This window comes from Bacillus sp. 196mf, assembly GCF_003217275.1.
Lineage (GTDB): Bacteria > Bacillota > Bacilli > Bacillales > Bacillaceae_G > Bacillus_A > Bacillus_A thuringiensis_S.
This window is the reverse complement of sequence record NZ_QJTG01000008.1, coordinates 163581-185899: the sequence shown is the minus strand read 5'-3', so window position 1 is coordinate 185899 and position 22319 is coordinate 163581. Positions and strand designations below refer to the sequence as shown.

Genomic DNA, 22319 nt, shown 5'->3' with positions numbered 1-22319 from the left:
AAGCTATGAGAATATAGGAGTTGAGAAAAACATCATGAAATACAAAGTTATATTATTCGACGTAGATGATACATTATTAGATTTCCCAAAAACGGAAAGACACGCATTACATAATGCGTTTGTACAGTTTGGTATGTCTACAGGGTATAATGATTATCTTGCAAGTTATAAAGAGATTAGTAATGGATTATGGAGAGATTTAGAAAATAAAATGATTACGCTAAGTGAATTAGCCGTAGAGCGATTTAGACAATTATTTGCAATTCATAATATAGACGTAGATGCGCAGCAATTTAGTGATGTATACCTTGAAAATTTAGGGAAGGAAGTACATCTTATAGAAGGCGCAGTACAATTATGTGAAAATCTACAAGATTGCAAGTTAGGTATTATTACGAATGGATATACGAAGGTGCAACAATCAAGAATCGGAAATTCGCCTTTATGTAATTTCTTTGATCACATTATTATTTCTGAAGAAGTTGGTCATCAAAAACCAGCACGTGAGATTTTTGATTATGCGTTTGAGAAGTTTGGGATTACTGATAAATCAAGCGTACTAATGGTTGGAGATTCGTTAACTTCTGATATGAAAGGCGGAGAAGATTACGGCATTGATACGTGTTGGTATAATCCGAGTTTGAAAGAAAACGGGACAGATGTTAACCCGACTTATGAAGTGGAGAGTCTTCTACAAATTTTAGAAATTGTAGAAGTGGCGGAAGAAAAGGTAGCTTCATTTTAATCATGCTGATATTTGTCGAAAAATCGATATATTGAAAAAATCGTTGATATATTGTAAGTTGTGATAGATATATTGAAAAAATCGTTGATATATTGTAAGTTGTGATAGATATATTTGAAAAATCGTTGATATATTGTAAGTTGCGATAGATATATTTGAAAAATCGCTCATATAAATTCATATACTAAGATATAGAATAAAAAAATAGAGCTACTATACAAGGTCATTCACGTGTTATAATGCGTGAATTAAATATGCGTATATAAATAGTTTCCTAGCGTGATGCGATGTCATGTATGATTAGTGTAACAACTAGAGGTGAATAAAGAATGTTAAAGTTTTTATTTGAGTTAGACAAGAATCTCCCGCAGAAGGATGAGCCACGGTATGATGCTTATTCAAAGGGCTTTATCGAAGGAGATGTAACGATTTGCGCGAGTGACAGCGTATTTTTTCAAAAATCATGTATGAAGGTTGCGGAGCTGGGCATTTATTTAGGTCAGTGGATGGAACAAGTTCAACACGGGCAGAACGTACCTATGAAATATGAAACGGCTGACCGTGAAGAGGTAATTCTTGGTTTCTTCTATGAAGAGGATCATAATCAATGGAATGTTTCTTCCAGCTGGCAAGAATTTGAACTTCAAGAGCTTATATCTACTACAACATTAATAGAGAGTGTTCAACACTATTTGTATGAGCTAAATAAAGAACTGCGCATGATAGAATATCCTGTGACGTTTGATCAGTACTTAAGAGGAGAGCGAATGATGCAGCTCTCTTACAAACGACCGTGTGATAGCAAAGCAGATACGACGCCGATAGAGTTTTATAATGGAAGTGAGCAAGTAGGCGTAGTACGGGGTTATTATAAAAATACGTTGATGAGGGTGCTGGACTTCATTCCGAAAATTGGTAGTAATATCATTTATGAAATAAAGGATAGTAAGGGCAATATTCGCGTCATTGCAAAGGATGTAAGTAGGCAGCGCCAAAGAAAGATTTTAGTAACGTACATCGATAATAATGATGCAGAGCATGAAATACTTGTATGTGACGGAAAGTTATTGGATGCAAATTTTATATTTACCTTTACATATAAGGCAGAAGAATATGTTGTTCATAAAACTTCATTTGGAATGGGAAAATTATTACGAAAAGGCTATTTAATCGCAGATTGGAACATTCGTCTTGAGGAAGATATGTATTACATCGAGATGAATGCATATGATGGAGATTACATGGAGGATCAATACTTACTATTAGGCGTATTTCATGCGGTTTTATATGGATAATCTATGAGAAATACCGTCATTCTTCTTGGAAAGAATGACGGTATTTTTTATTTATCCTCAAAAATAAAAATCTCATCAATCGTACTATGAAGTGCCTTCGCTATATCGTGAGCGAGTTGCAATGAAGGATTATACTTACCTTTTTCAAGGTGGCTAATTGTTTCACGCCGTACACCAACTTGCTTCGCTAAATCTTCTTGTGTCATGTTCAATTTTGCGCGGTATTCTTTTATCTTCGTTACGAACGCCATGGTGCATCTTCCATTTCATCAACAGGTTTATCATAAAAGAACATAGAAAAACCGAACGTAAGAATGAGTGTGCCGAAAATAAGAGCGATATCAATTTCTTGTAGCGCCGGGTTTGGAAATAACATTTCAATAAATATAATGATAGCGGTAGTTAGTAATGTAACGATAAATGCATTGCGACACGATTTATTGACAATTTGTTCAAACAGTTCATCGTGTTGAACTGTTCTATACGATGTGAAAAAGGAGAAGAAACAGAACATAGTAAACAATCCTTTTTCATAAAAAAATCCGAGGAAACCGAAGAAACCGAGAAATCCTAAATATTTTATCCAAGTTGTTTTCATGATAGGTCCTCCTTACGTTGTTAGAAATAAGTCACGTTATGTTACAAATATATCACAATTGGATAGGAATGGTAATAATAGTTTTCCAGTTTGCTTCATAATAATAGTAAAAAGAGGAAATATGCTGCGAAATAAAGAGGATAATATTGTAAAATGGTTGTAAGGAGGGGGAGGAAGAAATGCTAACTTGGATCATGATCGTTGTATTACTTGTAGTGATTACTGTCATTGCGACGGTGTTAATTGGGCGGAATGGTGATGCAAATTATAGCAAAGCGACAAAGGGGAATATTAAACGATTAACAATGATTTATATTATACTAGCTGTCGTTTTAGTTGTTGGATTAGGGGTATATATTTATTTTAAAGGTTAAATAAACTGAAAAATGTAAAAATCTTAAAATAGAAGTATGCTATAATATCAATATAGTTATTTGGTAATTAAGGAAAGGATTGGATGGAATGATTGAAATTACGAATGTGTCAAAAAGTTATAATGGGTCTACCTATGCAGTAAAAGATTTAAGTTTATCTGTACCTAGCGGCGAAATCTTTGGATTTTTAGGACCGAATGGTGCGGGTAAATCCACGACAATTAAGATGATTACTGGCATTCACGGGGTGGACAAAGGGACTATTACGATTAACGGAAAAAATATTATGGAAGAGCCGATGGAAGCAAAGAAGACGTTTGGTTATGTGCCGGATAGCCCAGATATGTTTTTACGTTTAAAAGGAATTGAATATTTAAACTTTATGGCTGATATGTATGAAGTGCCGAAAGAAGTAAGACAAGAACGAATAGAGTCTTTAGCGAAGAAGTTTGATCTTTATAATGCATTATCTGATCAAATTCAAAGTTATTCGCACGGTATGAGACAAAAAATCGTTATTATTGGTGTGCTCGTGCATGAACCAGATGTATGGATTTTAGATGAACCGTTAACAGGGCTTGATCCGAAATCTGCATATATTTTAAAAGAAATGATGAGAGAACATGCGGATAAAGGAAAGATTGTATTTTTCTCTACACACGTATTAGAAGTAGCGGAAAAAATATGTGACCGGGTTGCTATTATTAATAAGGGGAATTTGCAGTTTAAAGGAAATTTAGATGAAATGAGAGATCATTTTAAATCCAATGAATCACTTGAAAAAATGTTCTTGGAGATGACGGGCAATGAGTAAAATTTGGACGTTAACGAAGGTACTATTAAAGTTAAATTACGCAGATTTTATAGCAGATAAGAAGAAGCGATGGGCGTATTTATTTTCATTTGCAGCTATTTTATTTGTTGGATTTTTAATATTTGGTTCGATGACGCACGGAATGTATGAAGGTCTGAAACAATTAGGGCAAGGGCCGGGAATGATTATTGCAATGGGACTTGCGATTGCGAGTATATGGGTATTTTTAATGAGTATAACGAACATTTTAACTGTATTTTACTACAGCAATGATATTGAAATGTTACTGCCGTTACCATTAAAACCAGCGCAAATTATTTCGGCAAAATTTTTAACGGTATTAATTACACAATACGTAATGAGTTCATTTATTTTATTACCAATCTTCATTACGTACGGTTTAAAAAGTGGCGCATTTATTACATATTACATATATATGATTTTTATTTACTTACTCTTCCCAATCGTGCCGTTAGTATTAGCTTCGTTACTGATGACAATTATTATGAGGTATACAAATATAGCGAAAAATAAAGATCGAGGAAATATATTTATTGGAATCGTAAGTATATTATTTATTGTAGGAATTAACGTATTTATGCAGTGGAGAAATAAAAGTGCGTTTTCTGGAGATGGGGCTGCGGAATACCTTGTAAATAATCAATCTTCTCTTTTAGTACAAATGACAAATTATTTTCCAACTACATATTTTGGAGCAGTGGCATTAGTAGAAAATGCAAATTGGAAGGGACCTTTATATGTAATAATCTTTGCAGTTATTTCATTTGTCTTCTTTGTGTTGTTTTATTACATAGCAGAGCGTACATATTTAAAAGGGGTTATTGGACTTTCAACGAGTACAGCAAAGAAACAAGTTATTTCGGCGGAAGGTTTACAGAAATCAACAGTACAAAGTTCGCATTTAAAAGCGTATGTGAAAAAAGAATTTAAAACGTTATTCCGTACACCACAATTTTTCTTAAATTGCATTGTACAAACTTTCGTTATGCCAATTATGTTGTTCTTTATTTTATTTGTGCAAGATGGAAATTTAAAGTTTATTACAGAGTATATTAACAATCCAAAGACAACAGGATTTGCAATTGGTGTTGGCCTTTGTGCATCGTTATTTTTAATGGGTAGTAACGTCATTGCAACAACGTCATTTTCGCGAGATGGAAGCTCTTGGTTTGTGAATCGTTATTTACCAGTAAAGGCTTCGGATATCTTTTTTGCGAAAGCAATCACTGCTTGGTTAATTAATGTGATCATTTTAGCAGTATTCGGTATTACGATGGCAGTTGTAGCTGGGATTTCTCCAGTCTTTATGATACTGTGGTTTTTACTAAGTGCGAACGGGTTGTTATTAATTAATTTAATCGGAACACGCTGGGACGCGCAAACTGCAGATATTCATTGGGATACAGAGCAGAAATTATTTAAAAGTCGATATACAACTTTGTGGAATTTTTTAGCTAATATTTTAATAGCTTTAATTATTGTGGGGGGAGTAAGTGTATTATACTTCTTCCTTCATGTCGGACTGTGGGTTATGTTTATCGTTTTATTTGTAATGTTTACGATTGTAAATTATATCTTTATTAAAATGTTAAAATTAGGTGCTGAACGTATACTGTCAAATATTCAATAAGAAGATAGATCCTCTGTATTCATGCAGGGGATCTGTGTATAGATGGAGGAGAAAAAGGTGAAGAAAATAGCAATTGTAACAGGGGCAACTCGTCTGAATGGAATTGGTGCAGCTGTATGCAAGGTGCTTGCTCAAAAGGGGATAGACATTTTTTTCACGTACTGGCCAAAGTATGATAAAGCGATGCCATGGGGAATGAGTGATCAAGAACCTTTTTTGCTGAAAAAGGAAATTGAAAGTTACGATGTTCGATGTGAAATGGCAGAAATCAATTTATCGCAGTCTTATTCGCCAAATCGTTTGTTTTATATGGTATCAGAACGGTTAGGTGATCCATCTATTCTAGTTAATAATGCAGTATATTCTACTCATACGAGAATTGAGGAATTAGATGTAGAGCAGTTGGATAAACATTATACAGTTAATATTCGGGCTACTATGCTATTAAGTTCATTGTTTATAAAACATTATTCACTTAAAACGGGCGGGAGTATTATTAATCTTACTTCAGGACAGTCAGTAGGTCCAATGCCAGATGAACTAGCATATGCAGCAACGAAAGGGGCAATTGAAGCATTTACAAAGTCAGTAGCACCAGTTGCGATGGAGAAGGGGATTACAGTGAATGCTGTAGATCCAGGACCGACGAATACAGGATGGATTACAGAGGAGCTGAAGCATCATTTAGTATGGAAGTTCCCGCAAGGTAAAGTAGGAGAACCGGTGGATGCTGCGCGCTTAATTTCTTTCTTAGTAAGTGAAGAAGCGAAATGGGTTACTGGGCAAGTCATTCACTCGAATGGTGGTTATTCATAAAAATATTATGTTAACAAATGTTGAGAAACAAAAAACGAAAGAAAATTTTATTTTTTTGTATAAATAAAATGTCAAGAAAGATAAAAATTTGATAGAAGAGTATATCGTCATATGAAGATAGTAATTCTTAATGTGACAATATACTCTTTTTCTTTTACTTGCAAGTAGAAAAATGAAGTAGAAGAAACTCGAATATTAAAATGAGTTTATCAGTTTTTGTACGTATTATTATGAAGATTACTGTCGGAAAGATGATAATTCGTATGAAAAGGGATTTTTTAAGGGGGAATCGAATCGTAAAGGGGAGGATAAATTATGTAAAACATAGGGGGATTTATATGAAAATGAAAAAGGTCGCTATCGCATCGATAACAATTGGTACAATGCTTACTATGGCAGCTTGTAGTCCTTCAGCAGATAAAGAAACGGAAAAGAAAGAGCAAGTAACTGCGCAAAATGATGGAGAAGCAAAAACGACAAGTGCAGATGAAGCGTCAAAAACAACGAAAGATACTGAAAAAGAAACAAATACTTCTTCAAATGAAAAAACAGATAAGGATGCAAAAAATACGAAAGAATCATCAGGGACAGAAAGTAACGGCAAAACGTCAACTCAAAACGAAAATGTAAAAACAAAAGAAAAAGAGACGACAGGAAAAACGAATGATCAAACGACTAGCGGGAAAACAACAGATCAAAGCACAAGTACAAGTACAAGTACAAGCACAAACAATAACGGAAAGACAACGAAAGATCCGAAGAAAAGTGTTGCTGTGAAAACGAATGTTAAAGAAGTTGTAGCATTAATTGATAGCTTGGACAAGCAGTTAGCTGCTAATCCGAAATTGGAAACAGTGAATAAGCTTGGCAAACAAATTAATGAAAAGTGGGATGTGATTGAAAAAGAGCTAGAGGCATCACATCCGACGGATTCTAAAACAATCGGTCAAAGTATGTATCCGTTAATTGTAGGAGCGGAGAAAGAAAAAATCGATATTAATAAAATGAAATCTTTAACGACGAAAACGAAAAAAGATTTAAATCAGTTATTGACGAAACTTTCGTAGTTTCAAAAGCCTACTCGTGTCAGTAGGCTTTTTTGGTTGTTATACTGTGCATAGTATAACTTATTTATTTTCATTTTCAATTACGATGCGAAAAGAACTGAATGCTTGTTGACTGACATAATCTTCTTCGCTAACTTTAAAAGGAAATGGAAAAGCGACGAGTTGAAAATTACTTTCCTGATCCACTGAAGGCAATATGAAATTAAAGATTTGCCTCGTTTCAGGTGCAACTTTAGTATAAACGACTTTTCTATTGTTAAATATTTCAACTTGTTTCCAATCTTTAAAAGCCACGATTGCGTAAGTCATTTCATCATTCGTTTCATTACCGTTTGATAGGGTTAATTGCTTGCCTTCCTTTTCAAAGAAGACAGTTTGTAAGTTCTCTTCACGGTTCGTAACAAATAATGGTTCGTAAAGACCATCTTTTAAAATAGCATCTGGATCTATAAGGGAGAGTTTTATTTTTTCGCTTTCTTTCTGAGGAGGATGCATTGAGTATCGCATACTTAGAATGTCTTCTAAAATAGCTGCTTTATTTAAGTTATTATCTTTTAATTTGTATTCAGGTTTTTTAATTATTAAAAAGGTTAATTCACTTGCATTAGGAGAAGTGTGTAAAGAGATTTTCGTAGTCATTGAACTGTTTGGCTTCATATCAAAAAAATAGTGTGATATTTCATTAGTAGTATCTTCTATTTTAAAAGGTTTTTGTTCGTAATCTTCTAGAACAATTAATCCATATTTTCGGTTTTCGTTAATAGTATGTACGAATGATAATGATACATTAATTTTATTATCCTCACTAGTAATTGTACTACCGTTGTTAATATGTTGGCCTTGATTATCCTTCAATCCGTAAGAAATAGTATTGGTTTGTTGCTCTCTCTTATTTTCTTTAGAAGGTGGATGAGGTTGTATGATTGAAGTATTGAACAAAATATAAATTGTAAGTAATGAAATGAGTAAAACACCGATAATAATATATATTTGTTTCATAAATAGCACCTCAATATATGTAAAGTATTAGAGAAAAAAGATATGCAAGATGCATATCTTTTTTCTCTTTCTTACCAGAAGGCTTTTGTTTCGTGATTCACATCATTATAACCACTTAATTTATAGGTATGATTACCGATAGCGTAATCATCTCCATAATAAATGCTTGTGTTGGTCGCTGTAGCACTTACAAAGGATGATTTTTTTGCACTATTACTTTTCGTATTTACTAATGAGCCATCGCCATTGAAAGTTCTTGCTTTTGCATAAACATAGTCTTCGGTCGTAGTTGATTTCGATTTCGCAACTGCATATGGGTTACCAAAAAAGGGAGTATATACGCTAATGTTAGAGTCATTCTTAGGTGCAGCTGCAACAGTCAAACTAGGAACACTAGATGTTTTTGTTGATTGAATTGTATCAAAGTCAACTAAAACGGGCTGCCTGTCTACAGTATCGACCTCTGAAGCACTTGCGTTATTAGTAAAACCAAAACCTAAAACCGCTAACCCTAAAGTTGTCACCGATAAAGATTTTTTCATATTCACTAATTTTCCCACCTTTTTAAATTTTTGAGTTCGAACTCAATTCATACAATATATGAAAATTTCGAAACTCTCAATGGTTTATCCCATACTTAACTTTTCTTTTACTTTCGATTCAACATGTCTTCATTTGCAAAAAAGCGAATATATCTTCTAATGCTTAGCCAGCAAGGGATACAGGTTTAATTTTATGAAATTCATGTAAATTTAAATCTATTCATGTCAGAATCTCTGTTATTTTTAAGTTCATATGGGAAACTTATTAAAAAAAGGATGGTGACAAAAATGACAATCGATCGAATTTGTACAATTGGACCCGCAAGTAATAATAAAGAAACATTAGCGCAGTTAATAAAGAATGGTATGAAAATTGTTCGACTGAATTTATCGCATGGCACGCATGAAAGTCATAAAGACATCATTCGTTTAGTGAAATCATTAGATGACTCTATTAAATTTTTGGGTGATGTACAAGGACCTAAAATAAGATTAGGTGAAGTGAAAGGAGGGCAAATTAAACTTCAGGCAGGAGATTCTTTTATTTTACATACACAACCAGTTACAGGGAGTAATACAGAAGCGAGTGTTGATTATGAAGGAATTGCGAATGATGTGAAAGTAGGCAGTAGAATTTTAATTAATGATGGAGAAGTTGAATTAATTGTTGAAAAGATAAGTACGGACAAAATAGAAACGAAGGTAAAAACAGGTGGCAATATCTCATCTCATAAAGGAGTTAATTTACCAGATGCGGCTGTTCGTTTACCAGCTATTACAGAGAAAGATAAAAAAGATATTCAGTTTCTTTTAGAGGAGAATGTTGATTTTATCGCATGTTCTTTCGTAAGAAAACCTAGTCATATAAAAGAAATACGAGATTTTATACAACAGTATAAAGAAACGTCACCTAATTTAATTGCAAAAATAGAAACGATGGAAGCAATCGAGAATTTTCAAGATATATGTAAAGAAGCAGATGGAATTATGATTGCAAGGGGCGATTTAGGAGTAGAGTTACCGTATCAATGCATTCCGCTTTTACAGAAAATGATGATTCAGGAATGTAATCGAACGAATACATATGTCATTACAGCAACACAAATGCTTCAATCTATGGTAGATCATTCTATTCCAACAAGAGCAGAGGTGACTGATGTGTTTCAAGCTGTACTGGACGGGACGAATGCAGTTATGCTTTCAGCTGAAAGTGCATCAGGAGAACATCCAATCGAAAGTGTGAGAACATTACGTCTCGTTTCAGAATTTGCGGAGCATGTTAAAAAAGATGGACCTTTTGCGATGAAAGATGTACTGCAATTACTGCGTGAGTCTCTGGATGAGTAATAAAAAGAGGGCGGATATGCATCCGCCCTCGTGTTTTTCATTCATACTATTCTTGCTCTTGCTCATCCAAAATCTTTTCAAACGCAGCAGATACTTTATCAAACTCTTCATCATTTTCAATGTATGAAAACTCATTATCTTCTTCTACTTTTAAAAAGAAAATATCAATGTCTTCCTCAGTTTCTGTTTGGATATCTTCAACAAAGGCAACTGCAATATATTCTGCACCTTCGACATCCATCGCTCCAAGTACTTCTACTTCTTGCTCTTCGTTATTCTCATCACTAAGAGCAAACACTTCGCCAACTTCAATATCAGACATATTCATTCTCCTCCTGTTCGACTCTAAAAATAGAGCACTCAAACTGTATACATACTAACATATCTTTCCATGAAAAACCAAATTCATACGTAAGAAAACAATTCATTCTTCTTTAGTATGAGTATACAGCTATTAGGAGCATTATTTGTCTGTGCTATATTACTTAATCCATTCAACAATTGTATCCATAGTCTGTCTTGTTTTATCACGTTTTGGATCTTCTTTACGGTAACCAAAGGCAACCATAACTGATACTTCAAGATTATCGCCTTGTATAATGCCTTCTTGACGAAGTAAGGAGTCTACTTTCTCTTTATCGAATCCTTCTATCGGACAAGAATCAATGCCGATTTGAGCTGCGCTCGTCATCATATTACCTAAAGCAATATAAGTTTGTTTAGATGCCCAATCAAATACAGTACGATCGGATTGTAATAAGTTAAAATCTGTTTCCTGGAACTTTTTGAAGAATTCATATCTAATTTTTTGAGTGTCTTCAGGCAATCCAATAATATCGTTCATCATATATTTAATATACTCTGCATCATAATGCATATCTTTAATGTTTCTTGAAAGAACAATGACGAAATGGCTTGCTGTTGCAAGTTGCCCACCAGCGCCCCATGAATACGGTTGTAGTTTTTCTCTTAATTCTTTATTTTGTACGACAATAAATTTCCAAGGTTCATATCCAAAAGAAGAAGGAGATAATCTGCCTGTTTCTAAAATGAATTTAAAATCCTCTTCTGAAATTTTGTGCATAGGATCGAACTCTTTACATGCATGTCTGAAATGAAAAGCCTCCATAATTTTCTCTTTTGTAATTTCGTTTGTATTTGTCATAAAAGTTCCTCTTTTCGTTAATTTATTTTGTAAGTAAATTATATTTTTAAAGTAACATAGATACAAGTACGCACATTTATGTGTTATAGTATCAAAAAAGATACTATTGTTAAGGGAAGGGATTTATTATGGATTGTTCAAATGAAAAAAATATAAATTACCCATTTTTAAATAAATATTCTTGTCCAGTTGAAGCGATGGTAGAGGTGATTGGTGGAAAATGGAAAGGTGTTATTTTGTATCATTTATTAGATGGGAAAAAGAGGTTTAATGAATTAAAAAGATTAAAACCTAATATCACACAAAGAATGTTAACACTTCAGCTTAGAGAACTTGAAGCAGATGGCATCATACATCGTGAAGTATACCGTGAAGTGCCACCTAAAGTAGAATATTCGTTAACCGACCTTGGTGAATCACTACGTCCAGTGATTCTATTAATGATGGAATGGGCAACTCATAATATGGAGAAAGTTTTGGAGAGTAGGGATACGAAAAATAATAATTAAGAGTTGAAATTGTTTATAGAAGAAATAATTGTAGAAAAAAAAGGTGTTTTCATACGTGAAAACACCTTTTATTTTTAAATTTTTTTACTTTTTAACTTCAACTGCTGAAGTTGGAAAATTATTTAAGTTTGCAATTTGACCATACCAATCAGCGTGTTTAAAAACAACACCTTTTCCATATCCGTCCGTTGAAGTACGTTCCCATAGCGTTGTTGAATAGCTAGCAGTGGGGGATGCTGTACGTACAGAAACAATTTGATTTTGCCAACTAGCAGACAAGTTTTTATAACCGCTACTTAAAGAAAAATACTCGCTACCTTGATTTGTGTGTTTATAGAAGTCTGTACTACCAGGTCCGCTTCCACCAACACCAAGGGGAGTGATTGAATTATTCAACCTTTGTTTATCTTTTTCAATAAAAGACTCTAAACTTTCTTTGCTCGAAAATCCATAAGATAACCAGTCTCCATTTTGATTTTGTTTCGGTAGAACTAATGTTATTTTTACGTCTTCCTTTGATGGAGCACTCAATTTGTTAAACGAATCAACAGTCTTTTCATCTACAGTTACATATTCGAAAGAGGAAATCGAATAATCCTTTTCGGTACTAGCTGATACTAATCCCACTCCTCCAGTTAACGACGAAACAGTTAATAATGCACCTGCTATCAACTTTTTAAGCATGGATTCATCTCCTTAAAACTTAGATTTTTTACATAACTAAAATGTATGTTAATTTGAATGTTTTATAAATATTTAGAAATTTATAAAAATTAAACAGAATATTCTTTTATTATCCTGGAGTAAGGAAAGTAATTAAAAATGAAAAAAGGTTTACTTAAAAAGTAAATCCTTTTTGCTGACCTATTTCAAAACTCAATGGATTAAAGTTTCATTTTATCCATCTATGAATCATAAACTTCTTTTGCATTCGTAGAAGCAGCATCTAATATAAGGAAAATGGCTGCTATCATATGTAGAACGATTACTATATAAGGAAAGAAGGCAACTAGAGTAACGATAATGCCGATATAATGAGGGGACGTATTCATGTCTACTTTTTTAGCTAATAAAATAGTAGTGATATGTAACACAATCAATAGAAGTAAAGGTATCCCATATAGGTTAACAAGACTTGGAAATACATAATAACAAGGAAGTAATAAAAGATGATAGATCCCTGTAGTCCACTTTAGTGCTTGTATGTAGGTTTTCAAAGTGAATCCTCCTAAAACAATATATATCTATATATTACTAAAAATAACAGGTAATTGGATATTATATATTTTTAGTTTTAGGTAGCTTGTAATTATTTTATGTAAACTAATTGTTGATTATCTATAAAATAGAAAAGCCACCCAAACGAGGGTGGTTCGTATTATAAATAACTACTTAAAGAAGAAAGGGAGACCTTTACTTCACTACCTTCTTTCATATTTCTTAGCATAACGGTTTCTGTACTAAGTTCTTCTTCACCAATAATAAGCACATAAGGGATATTCTCTTTATTGGCATAATTAAGGGCACGTTTTAATTTGCGTCCTGCTAGTTCTAGTTCGACTTTTAAGGAAGTGGTAGAACGTAATTGCTGGGCAAGTTGTAAGCAGTGTAATTCTGTCCCGAGTGGGATGATAAATAGATCCGCGGTAGATGATATCGTTTCTTTCTGCGAAAGTGCTGTATAAATAACGTCTAAACCGAATGAAATGCCGACTGTTGGATAGTTCATATTATCACCACGGAATGCTCCGATAATGTTATCGTAACGGCCGCCACTACCTATGCTAGATGTAATTGAGCCATCTTTTAGGAAGATTTCATATACAGTCCCTGTATACATTGTGAGTCCTCTTGCTAAAAACGGATTGAATATCGTATTTTCATTTATTCCGAGAGCGATTAAATATTGCTGTAATTGTTGCAATTCGTTTACTCCATCGGCAACGAGTTGGTTATTGAAAGCTTCTTTAAAGTCAGCAATTGTAAGCTTTAGACAAGATAATACAGTATTACATATTGTATCAGCCATTTCTTCAGAAATGCCGCGCTCTAATACATCTTTTCGTACACCATCAATCCCAATCTTTTCGATTTTGTCTAATGATAAAATGACGTCACTTGTTAATTCAGTAGGGATGTTAATGGCCTGAAGAATACCATTTAACAATTTTCGGTTATTATATTGGATCGTTATCTCTAAGTTTAATGTTTGGAACAGCTCAAACGCCATGCTCATGAGTTCTGCTTCTGCCATGACTGATTCTACACCGACTATATCAACGTCGCATTGTATAAATTCACGAAATCTTCCTTGTTTAATTGGCCCATCTCGAAATACTTTCCCAATTTCATAACGTTTAAAAGGGAGGCGAATATTCGGATTCATTGCCACAACTTTTGCGAATGGAATAGTTAAATCGTATCGTAAGGCAAGCTCACGTTTTCCCTGATCCTCAAGTGTATATATTTCTTTTAAAATTTCATCGCCACCGCCGTACTTGTAAGACATAAGCTCATACATATTTAACGTCGGTGTCTCTAACGGTTTGCATCCGTATCGTTCAAACGTATCTTCACAAGCCCTTTTAATTTTATTTCGCAGCACTTGCTCCTCTGGTAAATAGTCTTTCGTTCCTTTTACATTTCTCATTTCCATCATAATCACTCCTTTTTCAAATTAAAAAAAGCTATGCAGGTATAAAAATACCCACATAGCTTTATGAACGCTTCGTGGGTCAACAGGAAAAGCCCTGTACCCACGAAGAAAAATTTTTCTTCGGATACACGGCGTTACGTTTGATGATGAAGTTGGAAAGAAGTATTAACATTTCGCATTGCAAATCTCTCCTTAACGTAAGTTTTTCCAAATTATATCAGATGATTTTTGAATTATCAATATTTTTAGTTTTGAAAAATACGTGAAGTTATGTAGGAGAAATGGAAAAGGGTGTATAATAAAGGAAAACTTAATGATATGAAATAAAGTTTTAAGGAGAACGTTATGAAAAAAGATAAAACAAATGCGATGCGAATATTAGATAAAGAAAAAATTGAATATTCGATGATGTCATATGATCCAGACGATGGGAAAATTGATGGCGTATCAGTAGCCGAGAAAATTGGACGAGAAGTGAGAGAAGTATATAAAACGTTAATCGCTCAAGGGAATAGTAAAAATTATCATGTGTTTATTATTCCGGTAGATGAGGAACTAAATTTAAAAGCTGCCGCAAAAGCAGTAAGTGAAAAGAAAATTGAAATGATTCCTGTTAAAGATATTACGAAAGTGTCAGGATACATTCGCGGCGGTTGTTCACCAGTTGGAATGAAAAAGCTATTTTCTACATGTATTGATGAAAGTGCCCAATCACTTGAAACGATGATTGTAAGTGGAGGGAAAATCGGTATACAAATTGAGCTTAAAGTAGATGACTTGGCGAAAGTGACGAGAGCGCAGTTTGGTGAGGTAACGAAGTAATGATACATAGGAAAAGAAGTTCTTGTTTTATTAAATTTAGATAAAGATTTATAGGATAATTAGTCCATTATGAGGACGGATTATCCTTTTTTCTTGCTACTGATCATGAGACGTTATGTTAACCGAGTGTTTATACAATATTCAACCGAAAACAAACAACATATCAACTCTATAAAATGGTAAAATAGGGAAAAGGGCATTCTGAATAATACCTTTAGAAACCACTATTTATCACATAGGGGTTTTCAAAAAAGTAAAGGGGGGGGATAAATGAAATATATTAATGGATTGTACATAGCACTTATATTGATGATGTTCATTAATTTACTTAATTTCACAATTTTTGATAATAAATACTCAGGGATAACAATGTATCTTTCTTCCGTTATATTCATAATTGGGAGCGCATTTTTTGGAAGTGCAAAACGGCTTAAAATGAGTGAGAAAAAATAAACCTTTTAGGAGGTTATAATCATTAATGAAACAACAAGAACAAGTTATCTTTCGTGAGGTTCAGCGATCCCCAATTTGGGTATGGATACTCATATTAGGGATCTCCATGCTGATGTGGTATGGATTTATTCAACAAATTATTCTTGATATCCCGTTTGGAGATAAACCAGCTTCTAATGGTGTCTTAATTGTTATGTGGTTGTTCGGGATTGCCTTTCCTGTATTAATGCTTGGAGTATTGAAACTGATCATTGAGGTCCGTGAAAAAGGTCTTTATGTCCGCTTTGTTCCTTTTCATTTTCAATATAAGCAGTACCTTTTCAAAGATATACATCATTATGAATGCATTACTTACAGTCCAATAAAACGATTTGGAGGATGGGGAATTCGTTTTAACCTTAAGAATGAAAAAGCCTATAACATGAATGGAAATAAAGGTATAGAGTTAAAGTTGCAATATAACACAGTAGTAATCGGCACTCAAAAATCAGATGAATTAAAAAAAGCACTGGACTCAGTACAAAAAGTATAATGAAAATTAAACTTTAACAAACGGGCACAATTCAACAATTTTTACTAGGTATACCTACTTTAAAAACAACTTAAATTTACTTCCAATATCGAAAATTATGTAAATAAGCTGTTCACTGGATTCCCATAGAAAACTGTGATGAGATGAAATGTTTGATTTTGAAGCACTTCAAAATCTTAGCTAGATGGCTATGTAGCGGTACCGACATTAAAAAGGCAGGAACATATCAAATATGTTCCTGCCTTTGATTTTAGACAGATGTTTCCTAACAGTTGATTTTGTAAATGAAAGTCGAATTTAAATCCATATTTTGTGTGAAATATAAAACATATAATAAAAGTATGAGGTGATACAGTGAGAGAGATTCATATTCATAAAATCATTGCGAATAAGAGAAAAGAAAAGGGAATTACGCAGGAAGAGTTAGCGGCGTATATCGGTATTACGAAGGCATCTGTTTCCAAATGGGAGACGGGGCAGAGTTATCCGGATATTACATTTTTACCACTATTAGCATCGTACTTTAACATAAGTATTGATGAACTAATTAGTTATACACCACAAATGGAGCAGGAAGATATTAAAAATTTATATCATCGACTAGCCGAAGCTTTTAGTGAAGAACCGTTTGATGAAGTAATAATGGAGTGCAGGGGAATAATCAAAAAATATTATTCTTGTTTTCCATTATTAATTCAAATAGGAATACTTTTTATTAATCATCACATGTTAACAGAGGACACGGATAGAGGAATTGAAATTTTAGAAGAGGCAATGAATCTCTTTAGCAGAGTGCAGGAAGAAAGTGACGATGTTTCTCTTGTGAAAGAGGCGGCATCGTTTCAAGCAACTTGCTATCTTATACTTAATAGACCAAATGAGGTGCTTCAATTACTTGGCGAAACGATACGTCCTAACTTTCCAGAGGGAGATCTAATCGCACAGGCGTATCAAATGCTTGGAAATGCTGAGAAGGCAAATGAAGTGATGCAAATTAGTATGTATCAACATTTAATACAACTCGTTGGGACAATACCGAATTATGTAGTAGTAAATGCTTCAAGCGCTGAAAAAGTAGAGGTAATTTTAAATAGAGCTTTTATATTAATAGATATATATGAATTAGAAACGTTACATCCCAATATGACTTTAAAAGTATACTATGCTGCTGCACAAGTATATTGCATGCAAGGGAATTTTGAAGGTTCATTAGAAATGCTACGGAAATATGCAGCGGTTTGTACGAATAGCTTCACAGTAAATAGCCTGCATTTACACGGCGATTCCTATTTTGATGCGATTGATGGATGGTTTGCAGAATTTCCACTTGGTGCTAAAACAGTTAGAAATGAAGAGATTATAAAGCGAAGCATGCTACAAAGCATTGCAGAGAACCCGGTTTTCGTTCCGATGAAAGATGTAAGAGAGTACAAAAATATAATAGCGAGTTTGAAATTCAAATTAGATATAACGGAATAGAAGGAGGATTAATATAATGATCTTTGATGAATATGAAGTAGCGGTAAAAAGTGAATTAACTTTGCAAGGTACGATTACAAAGCCAAAAGCTGGTGGGAAGTATGCTGCTGTTGTAATTATCGCTGGATCTGGAGAAGTTGATCGTGATGGAACGATAGTACCGCTAAAGCTTGAGTCGAACATATATAAAGATTTAGCACATGTAATGGCGCAACTTGGAGTAGTGACGCTCCGTTTCGATAAGCGCGGAGTAGGAAAGAGTAACGGAGAAATTCTGAAGACTGGAATGTGGGATTTAGTTAGTGATATAGAGGCCATGATAACGTATTTAAAAGAACAACCATTTGTTGATCCAGAAAATATCATTTTAGCTGGTCATAGTGAAGGGTGTATGTTAGCCACTGTAGTAAACGCAAGAACACCAGTTAATGGACTCATACTTATTACAGGAGCTGCAGAATCATTAGAAGAAGCTACAAAAAGACAAAGAGAAATTGCTTATAAAGAACTAAAAGAGCAGAAAGGAATAAAAGGAAAACTAATGCGTCTTCTTAATGTAGAGAAACGCGGAGAAAAACAGATGGAAAAAATAAAAGAGAAAATGATGAACACAGAAAAAGATACGATTAAAGTTGGTTTTAAACCGATGAATGCAAAGTGGTTTAGAGAGCATTTTCAGCATGACATCTATAAAGACTTACAACAAGTAACATGTCCAGTACTAGCTATTGCTGGTGATAAAGATATTCAGGCTGACCCTGAAAGAGCGAAGCGGATCGGTGAGTATGTGAAGGGTGATTCTGAAGTACGTGTAGTAAAAAATATGGATCATAGTTTAAAAAGTTTTGAAGGTGAACTTAAAGCATTAGAGTTTAAAAAGAATTATGAAGAAGGGGCAGGAAAGCCACTTCATCCAGAGTTGGAAGAAATAATTGTGAATTGGATGGAAGCACATTTTATCCCGGGCAGTAAAGCTTTTACATCAAAATTAGGTGAGGAAGTTGGGAAAGAAAGAAACTGCTTGTAAAAGATTGGTTGTTGAGTGGGAATCTAGTTTAGTATATAAAAGTTTTTAATAAAAAAATCTGTTAAGAGATAGGTTTTTTTATCTAATTTTCATTTAAAAACGAACATTTTAAGTTGTTTAATCGAAAATGTTCACTTTTTCTTGCGCATATACTAGTAGTTTGTTATATTATCCATATAATAATTTTGAATAACATCACTCGTATATACTCGGTAATATGGTCCGAGCGTTTCTACCTAGTTCCCAATGAAAGAACTGGACTACGGGTTAAAGTATTCGGGCGCTCTATGTAATGTGCGCTACCGATTTATAATTTTGCATGTGCTTAATTAACTTTGACTACCGTAGTTCTAGAAAGTAGAGAATCTTCTACAATTTCTAGAACTTTTTTGTTTGGACCAAAAGCATCGAGTATAGAAAACAACAAGAGAAAGAGGAGATTATTTATGAAGAAGAATACGTTGAAAAAATGTGCTACCCTAGTAACTACTGTTGCATTGTCATTCTCGATACTTGCGGGATGTGATGCGAGTCCGAAACAAGTTGAGGCAAAAAGCAATCAAAAACCAATCTTAATTCAAGGGCCAATGCCGATAGAAGCAGAAAAGTTTGCCAAAAGGCTAAAAAATGTGAAAGAAGAAAAGTCTGGAACTTTTGTATTTTATAAAGGAACTGTCGACAATTATCCTGTAATCGTTGCGAAAACAGGTAAAGGAATGGAGAATACAGCAGCTGCTACAGCGGTGGCTATTGAAAAATATAAACCTACAGCAATTATTAACCAAGGAACATCAGGTGGACATGATCCAAATTTAAATGTATTTGATATTGTGTTAGGAAAACAAGTTGCAAATATAGGTTCATTAAAAACAACAAATATGGATGAGAACCAAGGAATTGAGCCGACAAAATGGATATCTATGGACTTAATGGCTTCTGAAGGAAGTGCAGGAGAAGATCCAAATGCTGAGAAAATCCGATACTACGAAGGAGATAAGGAATTACTTGCAGCGGCTCATGCAGTGAAAGATAAATATACAAAAGGTAAAGTAGTTGAAGGTACGATTGGTTCAGCAGACGTTTGGAATAACGAAGTTGATAGAATTAAGTGGTTCCATACAAAATACGGTACATCTGTAGAAGAAATGGAAGGAGCTGCTGCAGCTCAAATCGCAAAAGCTTATGACGTCCCGTTTTTAGGGATTCGAGTATTATCTAATAATAAAACAAACGGTGGGAAATATAACCCAAATACAGCAGCGGCAAATCAAGAATATGTATATGAAGTAGTTAAAAAATATATAGATTCAATGCAAAGTAAATAGTAGTAGTTCTGTTCCAGCATAAACGTCAAGTAACTGTAACTGTAAATGTTTTCGAGACGGATAAACTTGTCTTAGGAATGGTAGTTGAAAAAGAAAAGCTTGTTTCTTATAGAAAATATAAGAAACAAGCTTTTTTATTTAAAATAAATTGGGTAATTAAACTATAACATCAATATATAACGTTTAATATCATAATAATATAATGGAGGTGATGTTATATGGCTCTTACTACAGGACCAATTGAAAACGTAGGAAATCAACCTGCTAATGCAAATAGAGTTAGGGTGAAGATCCTTAACCGTACTGCGGGCCCGCTTACTGGAGTAGCTAGAGTTTTTAGACTTGACGGTTCATTAGTATTAATTGAACAGGTAAACTTCAATGTGAATTCTAATGCTTCTACTTTTGCAACTCTAAGTTTAGTTCATCCTGCTCTTGGACAAGCATTTGAATATGAAGTTCAAATTGTTCCTAATCAACCTGGTGGACTATATAGTGTTTATGGACTAACAGCTGACAGTGTTATCATTACTGCACAACGTATTGTGAACTCAGAATTGACACAGTTTCTTTAATTAAAATAGATTGGTGCCTACATGGTATCCAATCTATTTTTGTACGTATTATTCAGAGAAAGAAAGGTTTTACACAAAAATAAAGACAGTTATGGAAAAAGGAAAAGTCGAGCTATCATCTTGATTTTTATCCCGCTATTTGCCGGGCAGTAAGACCACCACCTCAAAATTCAGCGGAAGCAAAGAAGTTAGGTGAGGGAGGAACGAAATCCCACTGATTAAAGTTTCACTTTATCTGTTTTGTGGCACGGTTTTCTTTGAATGCTTTTTATTCAAACTGTTTTTTAAAGTATTTATCAAATATGCATTATTGCATAAATAAATTTAAATTTATAAGTTAATATTAAACTACTTTTTAGTTGTAAAGAATATGTTAATAATCTTTATAAGAGAAGGATATTCCTTGTAAAAAGTGAAATTGTTTGGAATGTGAATAAACAAAAAGTTTAGAAGTGATACAGACTGGATAGAGTCTTGTATTAAATAAACAGAAAAGGGGTATGGGTTTCTAAAAGGTTTCGGGGGTTAGAAAGCATTTTTTAGTGAATAGCTTCAAATTATATTTTAAAGGGGAATGGGTATATGAAGTTTCGAAATACAAAGATTGCTATGGTTACACTATCTTCATTTTTTATTTTAGGTTCTGCATCTCTATCATTCACAGATACTATACACGGTGAAGTAGCTCCTGCATCAGCACAAGAGATTATTGTAAAAAGTTATGACGATACATATTATAATAATGCAATAGGAAAAACGGGGTTAGAATTAAAGAAGGAACTGCATAATATTATTGATAATCATACAAAGTTATCATACAGTGCGGTTTGGGAAGCACTAAGAGATACTGATGAAGATCCAAATAATAAAAATAATGTGATACTCTTATATACTGGTCGTTCGCAAGGGAAGCTTACGAATGGATCAGGAGTAAATAACTGGAACCGAGAGCATGTTTGGGCAAAATCTCACGGTGACTTTGGAACGACTGCAGGACCTGGAACAGATCTACATCATTTAAGAGCGACGGATGTATCTGTAAATAGTTCACGTGGAAATCTAGATTTTGATAATGGTGGTGTGAATCATTCTGAAGCGACAGAATGTAAATATGATAGTGATTCTTGGGAACCTCGTGATAGTGTAAAAGGAGATATCGCTAGAATGCTGTTTTATATGGCTGTTCGTTACGAGGGAGACAACGGCGAAATAGATTTAGAACTAAATGAAAAAGTGAATAACAATAAAGATCCATACATGGGGAAACTATCTGTCTTATTAAAATGGAATGAACAAGACCCGGTCGATGATTTAGAGCGAAAGCGTAATGAAGTGATTTTTACAAAATATCAACATAACCGCAATCCTTTTATTGATCATCCTGAATGGGTAAATAAAATCTGGAACTAAGATTTTTAAAAGGTATTATAGTTTGATAAAAGGGATTGATCATTATGATCAATCCCTTCTTATATTTTTACTAGAATAAATGATTTTAATAGGACTAGTGAGGGAAATAGAATAGATA

Annotated in this window: 26 protein-coding genes and 1 riboswitch; of the genes, 17 read left to right on the top strand and 9 right to left on the bottom strand. The window is 33.8% G+C overall.

All coding sequences use genetic code 11. From position 1 onward, the window contains the following. Positions 1-34 precede the first annotated feature (34 nt). Together ATL10_RS14365 and ATL10_RS14355 are read left to right on the top strand one after the other, a co-directional pair. Positions 35-745 (top strand): YjjG family noncanonical pyrimidine nucleotidase, encoded by a 711-nt coding sequence (locus ATL10_RS14365; RefSeq protein WP_090977561.1) that lies wholly within the window; start codon positions 35-37, stop codon positions 743-745. A gap of 329 nt (positions 746-1074) precedes the next feature. Next, positions 1075-2040 (top strand): tubby C-terminal domain-like protein, encoded by a 966-nt coding sequence (locus tag ATL10_RS14355; RefSeq protein WP_072939108.1) that lies wholly within the window; start codon positions 1075-1077, stop codon positions 2038-2040. Between the two features lie 47 nt (positions 2041-2087). Here the strand turns inward: ATL10_RS14355 and ATL10_RS14350 are convergent, their stop codons facing one another. Together ATL10_RS14350 and ATL10_RS14345 are read right to left on the bottom strand one after the other, a co-directional pair. Then, positions 2088-2291, bottom strand: a complete 204-nt coding sequence (locus tag ATL10_RS14350) for a helix-turn-helix transcriptional regulator (RefSeq protein ID WP_000896294.1) — start codon at positions 2289-2291, stop codon at positions 2088-2090. After that, positions 2279-2638, bottom strand: a complete 360-nt coding sequence (locus ATL10_RS14345; protein ID WP_000859208.1) for a DUF3796 domain-containing protein — start codon at positions 2636-2638, stop codon at positions 2279-2281. Before ATL10_RS14345 ends, ATL10_RS14350 begins: the two co-directional genes overlap by 13 nt. A 179-nt stretch (positions 2639-2817) precedes the next feature. Here ATL10_RS14345 and ATL10_RS14340 point away from each other — a divergent pair, with 179 nt between their 5' ends. The 5 genes from ATL10_RS14340 (at position 2818) to ATL10_RS14320 (ending at position 7360) form a co-directional block, all read left to right on the top strand. Next, the gene (locus ATL10_RS14340; RefSeq protein WP_000958863.1) at positions 2818-3012 is read left to right on the top strand and encodes a hypothetical protein; all 195 of its coding nucleotides are present in this window, start codon (positions 2818-2820) and stop codon (positions 3010-3012) included. A gap of 88 nt (positions 3013-3100) precedes the next feature. Further along, on the top strand, positions 3101-3826 hold the full coding sequence (locus ATL10_RS14335; protein ID WP_000570204.1) for an ABC transporter ATP-binding protein: 726 nt from the start codon (positions 3101-3103) through the stop codon (positions 3824-3826). Beyond that, a complete protein-coding gene (locus ATL10_RS14330) occupies positions 3819-5477 on the top strand; it encodes a putative ABC transporter permease subunit (RefSeq protein ID WP_000036853.1) in 1659 nt (552 codons plus the stop codon). The genes ATL10_RS14335 and ATL10_RS14330 overlap by 8 nt, the downstream gene beginning before the upstream one ends. A gap of 57 nt (positions 5478-5534) precedes the next feature. Beyond that, a complete protein-coding gene (locus tag ATL10_RS14325) occupies positions 5535-6293 on the top strand; it encodes an SDR family oxidoreductase (RefSeq protein ID WP_002094093.1) in 759 nt (252 codons plus the stop codon). A 338-nt stretch (positions 6294-6631) separates the two neighbouring features. Continuing rightward, a complete protein-coding gene (locus tag ATL10_RS14320) occupies positions 6632-7360 on the top strand; it encodes a hypothetical protein (protein ID WP_090977565.1) in 729 nt (242 codons plus the stop codon). Between the two features lie 60 nt (positions 7361-7420). Here ATL10_RS14320 and ATL10_RS14315 read toward each other — a convergent pair whose 3' ends face one another. Both ATL10_RS14315 and ATL10_RS14310 read right to left on the bottom strand, forming a co-directional pair. Further along, positions 7421-8359, bottom strand: coding sequence for a hypothetical protein (locus ATL10_RS14315; RefSeq protein WP_000810149.1), 939 nt, complete (start codon positions 8357-8359; stop codon positions 7421-7423). Between the two features lie 71 nt (positions 8360-8430). Then, positions 8431-8907, bottom strand: a complete 477-nt coding sequence (locus ATL10_RS14310; RefSeq protein ID WP_001056360.1) for a hypothetical protein — start codon at positions 8905-8907, stop codon at positions 8431-8433. Between the two features lie 282 nt (positions 8908-9189). Here ATL10_RS14310 and ATL10_RS14305 point away from each other — a divergent pair, with 282 nt between their 5' ends. Further along, complete coding sequence (locus ATL10_RS14305; protein ID WP_142669961.1) at positions 9190-10248, top strand: pyruvate kinase; 1059 nt, start codon at positions 9190-9192, stop codon at positions 10246-10248. A 46-nt stretch (positions 10249-10294) separates the two neighbouring features. On the opposite strand, the gene ATL10_RS14300 is transcribed toward ATL10_RS14305, so the two are convergent. Both ATL10_RS14300 and ATL10_RS14295 read right to left on the bottom strand, forming a co-directional pair. Continuing rightward, positions 10295-10576, bottom strand: a complete 282-nt coding sequence (locus tag ATL10_RS14300; protein ID WP_142669960.1) for a DUF1292 domain-containing protein — start codon at positions 10574-10576, stop codon at positions 10295-10297. 153 nt (positions 10577-10729) lie between these two features. Then, positions 10730-11413, bottom strand: a complete 684-nt coding sequence (locus ATL10_RS14295) for an NAD(P)H-dependent oxidoreductase (protein ID WP_000185718.1) — start codon at positions 11411-11413, stop codon at positions 10730-10732. A gap of 128 nt (positions 11414-11541) precedes the next feature. Here ATL10_RS14295 and ATL10_RS14290 point away from each other — a divergent pair, with 128 nt between their 5' ends. After that, complete coding sequence (locus ATL10_RS14290; RefSeq protein WP_000340642.1) at positions 11542-11922, top strand: winged helix-turn-helix transcriptional regulator; 381 nt, start codon at positions 11542-11544, stop codon at positions 11920-11922. A gap of 84 nt (positions 11923-12006) precedes the next feature. On the opposite strand, the gene ATL10_RS14285 is transcribed toward ATL10_RS14290, so the two are convergent. The 3 genes from ATL10_RS14285 to ATL10_RS14275 form a co-directional block, all read right to left on the bottom strand. After that, the gene (locus ATL10_RS14285) at positions 12007-12606 is read right to left on the bottom strand and encodes a hypothetical protein (protein WP_086410529.1); all 600 of its coding nucleotides are present in this window, start codon (positions 12604-12606) and stop codon (positions 12007-12009) included. 221 nt (positions 12607-12827) lie between these two features. Further along, a complete protein-coding gene (locus ATL10_RS14280; RefSeq protein ID WP_110497057.1) occupies positions 12828-13139 on the bottom strand; it encodes a hypothetical protein in 312 nt (103 codons plus the stop codon). 161 nt (positions 13140-13300) lie between these two features. Continuing rightward, positions 13301-14578, bottom strand: a complete 1278-nt coding sequence (locus ATL10_RS14275; RefSeq protein WP_110497055.1) for a histidine--tRNA ligase — start codon at positions 14576-14578, stop codon at positions 13301-13303. 345 nt (positions 14579-14923) lie between these two features. Here ATL10_RS14275 and ybaK point away from each other — a divergent pair, with 345 nt between their 5' ends. From ybaK to ATL10_RS14235, 8 genes are all read left to right on the top strand, one after another. Then, on the top strand, positions 14924-15400 hold the full coding sequence (gene ybaK / locus ATL10_RS14270; protein WP_000710860.1) for a Cys-tRNA(Pro) deacylase: 477 nt from the start codon (positions 14924-14926) through the stop codon (positions 15398-15400). Between the two features lie 270 nt (positions 15401-15670). Further along, positions 15671-15853 (top strand): hypothetical protein, encoded by a 183-nt coding sequence (locus ATL10_RS14265; protein ID WP_000875160.1) that lies wholly within the window; start codon positions 15671-15673, stop codon positions 15851-15853. A gap of 25 nt (positions 15854-15878) precedes the next feature. Beyond that, positions 15879-16385, top strand: coding sequence for a DUF6141 family protein (locus ATL10_RS14260; protein WP_072939095.1), 507 nt, complete (start codon positions 15879-15881; stop codon positions 16383-16385). 354 nt (positions 16386-16739) lie between these two features. After that, complete coding sequence (locus ATL10_RS14255; protein ID WP_097822602.1) at positions 16740-17864, top strand: helix-turn-helix domain-containing protein; 1125 nt, start codon at positions 16740-16742, stop codon at positions 17862-17864. Between the two features lie 16 nt (positions 17865-17880). Continuing rightward, positions 17881-18891: an alpha/beta hydrolase gene (locus tag ATL10_RS14250; protein ID WP_072939088.1), complete on the top strand. Its 1011-nt coding sequence runs from the start codon at positions 17881-17883 to the stop codon at positions 18889-18891. A 179-nt stretch (positions 18892-19070) separates the two neighbouring features. Further along, positions 19071-19174, top strand: a riboswitch (purine riboswitch). A gap of 163 nt (positions 19175-19337) precedes the next feature. Then, positions 19338-20216, top strand: a complete 879-nt coding sequence (locus tag ATL10_RS14245; protein WP_072939085.1) for a 5'-methylthioadenosine/S-adenosylhomocysteine nucleosidase — start codon at positions 19338-19340, stop codon at positions 20214-20216. 218 nt (positions 20217-20434) lie between these two features. Next, a complete protein-coding gene (locus tag ATL10_RS14240) occupies positions 20435-20791 on the top strand; it encodes a hypothetical protein (protein ID WP_001229424.1) in 357 nt (118 codons plus the stop codon). Positions 20792-21373: 582 nt separating this feature from the next. Beyond that, a complete protein-coding gene (locus ATL10_RS14235) occupies positions 21374-22201 on the top strand; it encodes an endonuclease I family protein (RefSeq protein ID WP_016512554.1) in 828 nt (275 codons plus the stop codon). Positions 22202-22319 lie beyond the last annotated feature (118 nt).

Coding starts and splice junctions, on each gene's coding strand:
- ATL10_RS14365 (WP_090977561.1), top strand. CDS start 35: ATGAAATACAAAGTTATATTATTCGACGTAGATGATACATTATTAGAT.
- ATL10_RS14355 (WP_072939108.1), top strand. CDS start 1,075: ATGTTAAAGTTTTTATTTGAGTTAGACAAGAATCTCCCGCAGAAGGAT.
- ATL10_RS14350 (WP_000896294.1), bottom strand. CDS start 2,291: ATGGCGTTCGTAACGAAGATAAAAGAATACCGCGCAAAATTGAACATG.
- ATL10_RS14345 (WP_000859208.1), bottom strand. CDS start 2,638: ATGAAAACAACTTGGATAAAATATTTAGGATTTCTCGGTTTCTTCGGT.
- ATL10_RS14340 (WP_000958863.1), top strand. CDS start 2,818: ATGCTAACTTGGATCATGATCGTTGTATTACTTGTAGTGATTACTGTC.
- ATL10_RS14335 (WP_000570204.1), top strand. CDS start 3,101: ATGATTGAAATTACGAATGTGTCAAAAAGTTATAATGGGTCTACCTAT.
- ATL10_RS14330 (WP_000036853.1), top strand. CDS start 3,819: ATGAGTAAAATTTGGACGTTAACGAAGGTACTATTAAAGTTAAATTAC.
- ATL10_RS14320 (WP_090977565.1), top strand. CDS start 6,632: ATGAAAATGAAAAAGGTCGCTATCGCATCGATAACAATTGGTACAATG.
- ATL10_RS14315 (WP_000810149.1), bottom strand. CDS start 8,359: ATGAAACAAATATATATTATTATCGGTGTTTTACTCATTTCATTACTT.
- ATL10_RS14305 (WP_142669961.1), top strand. CDS start 9,190: ATGACAATCGATCGAATTTGTACAATTGGACCCGCAAGTAATAATAAA.
- ATL10_RS14300 (WP_142669960.1), bottom strand. CDS start 10,576: ATGAATATGTCTGATATTGAAGTTGGCGAAGTGTTTGCTCTTAGTGAT.
- ATL10_RS14295 (WP_000185718.1), bottom strand. CDS start 11,413: ATGACAAATACAAACGAAATTACAAAAGAGAAAATTATGGAGGCTTTT.
- ATL10_RS14290 (WP_000340642.1), top strand. CDS start 11,542: ATGGATTGTTCAAATGAAAAAAATATAAATTACCCATTTTTAAATAAA.
- ATL10_RS14285 (WP_086410529.1), bottom strand. CDS start 12,606: ATGCTTAAAAAGTTGATAGCAGGTGCATTATTAACTGTTTCGTCGTTA.
- ATL10_RS14275 (WP_110497055.1), bottom strand. CDS start 14,578: ATGGAAATGAGAAATGTAAAAGGAACGAAAGACTATTTACCAGAGGAG.
- ybaK (WP_000710860.1), top strand. CDS start 14,924: ATGAAAAAAGATAAAACAAATGCGATGCGAATATTAGATAAAGAAAAA.
- ATL10_RS14265 (WP_000875160.1), top strand. CDS start 15,671: ATGAAATATATTAATGGATTGTACATAGCACTTATATTGATGATGTTC.
- ATL10_RS14260 (WP_072939095.1), top strand. CDS start 15,879: ATGAAACAACAAGAACAAGTTATCTTTCGTGAGGTTCAGCGATCCCCA.
- ATL10_RS14250 (WP_072939088.1), top strand. CDS start 17,881: ATGATCTTTGATGAATATGAAGTAGCGGTAAAAAGTGAATTAACTTTG.
- ATL10_RS14245 (WP_072939085.1), top strand. CDS start 19,338: ATGAAGAAGAATACGTTGAAAAAATGTGCTACCCTAGTAACTACTGTT.
- ATL10_RS14240 (WP_001229424.1), top strand. CDS start 20,435: ATGGCTCTTACTACAGGACCAATTGAAAACGTAGGAAATCAACCTGCT.
- ATL10_RS14235 (WP_016512554.1), top strand. CDS start 21,374: ATGAAGTTTCGAAATACAAAGATTGCTATGGTTACACTATCTTCATTT.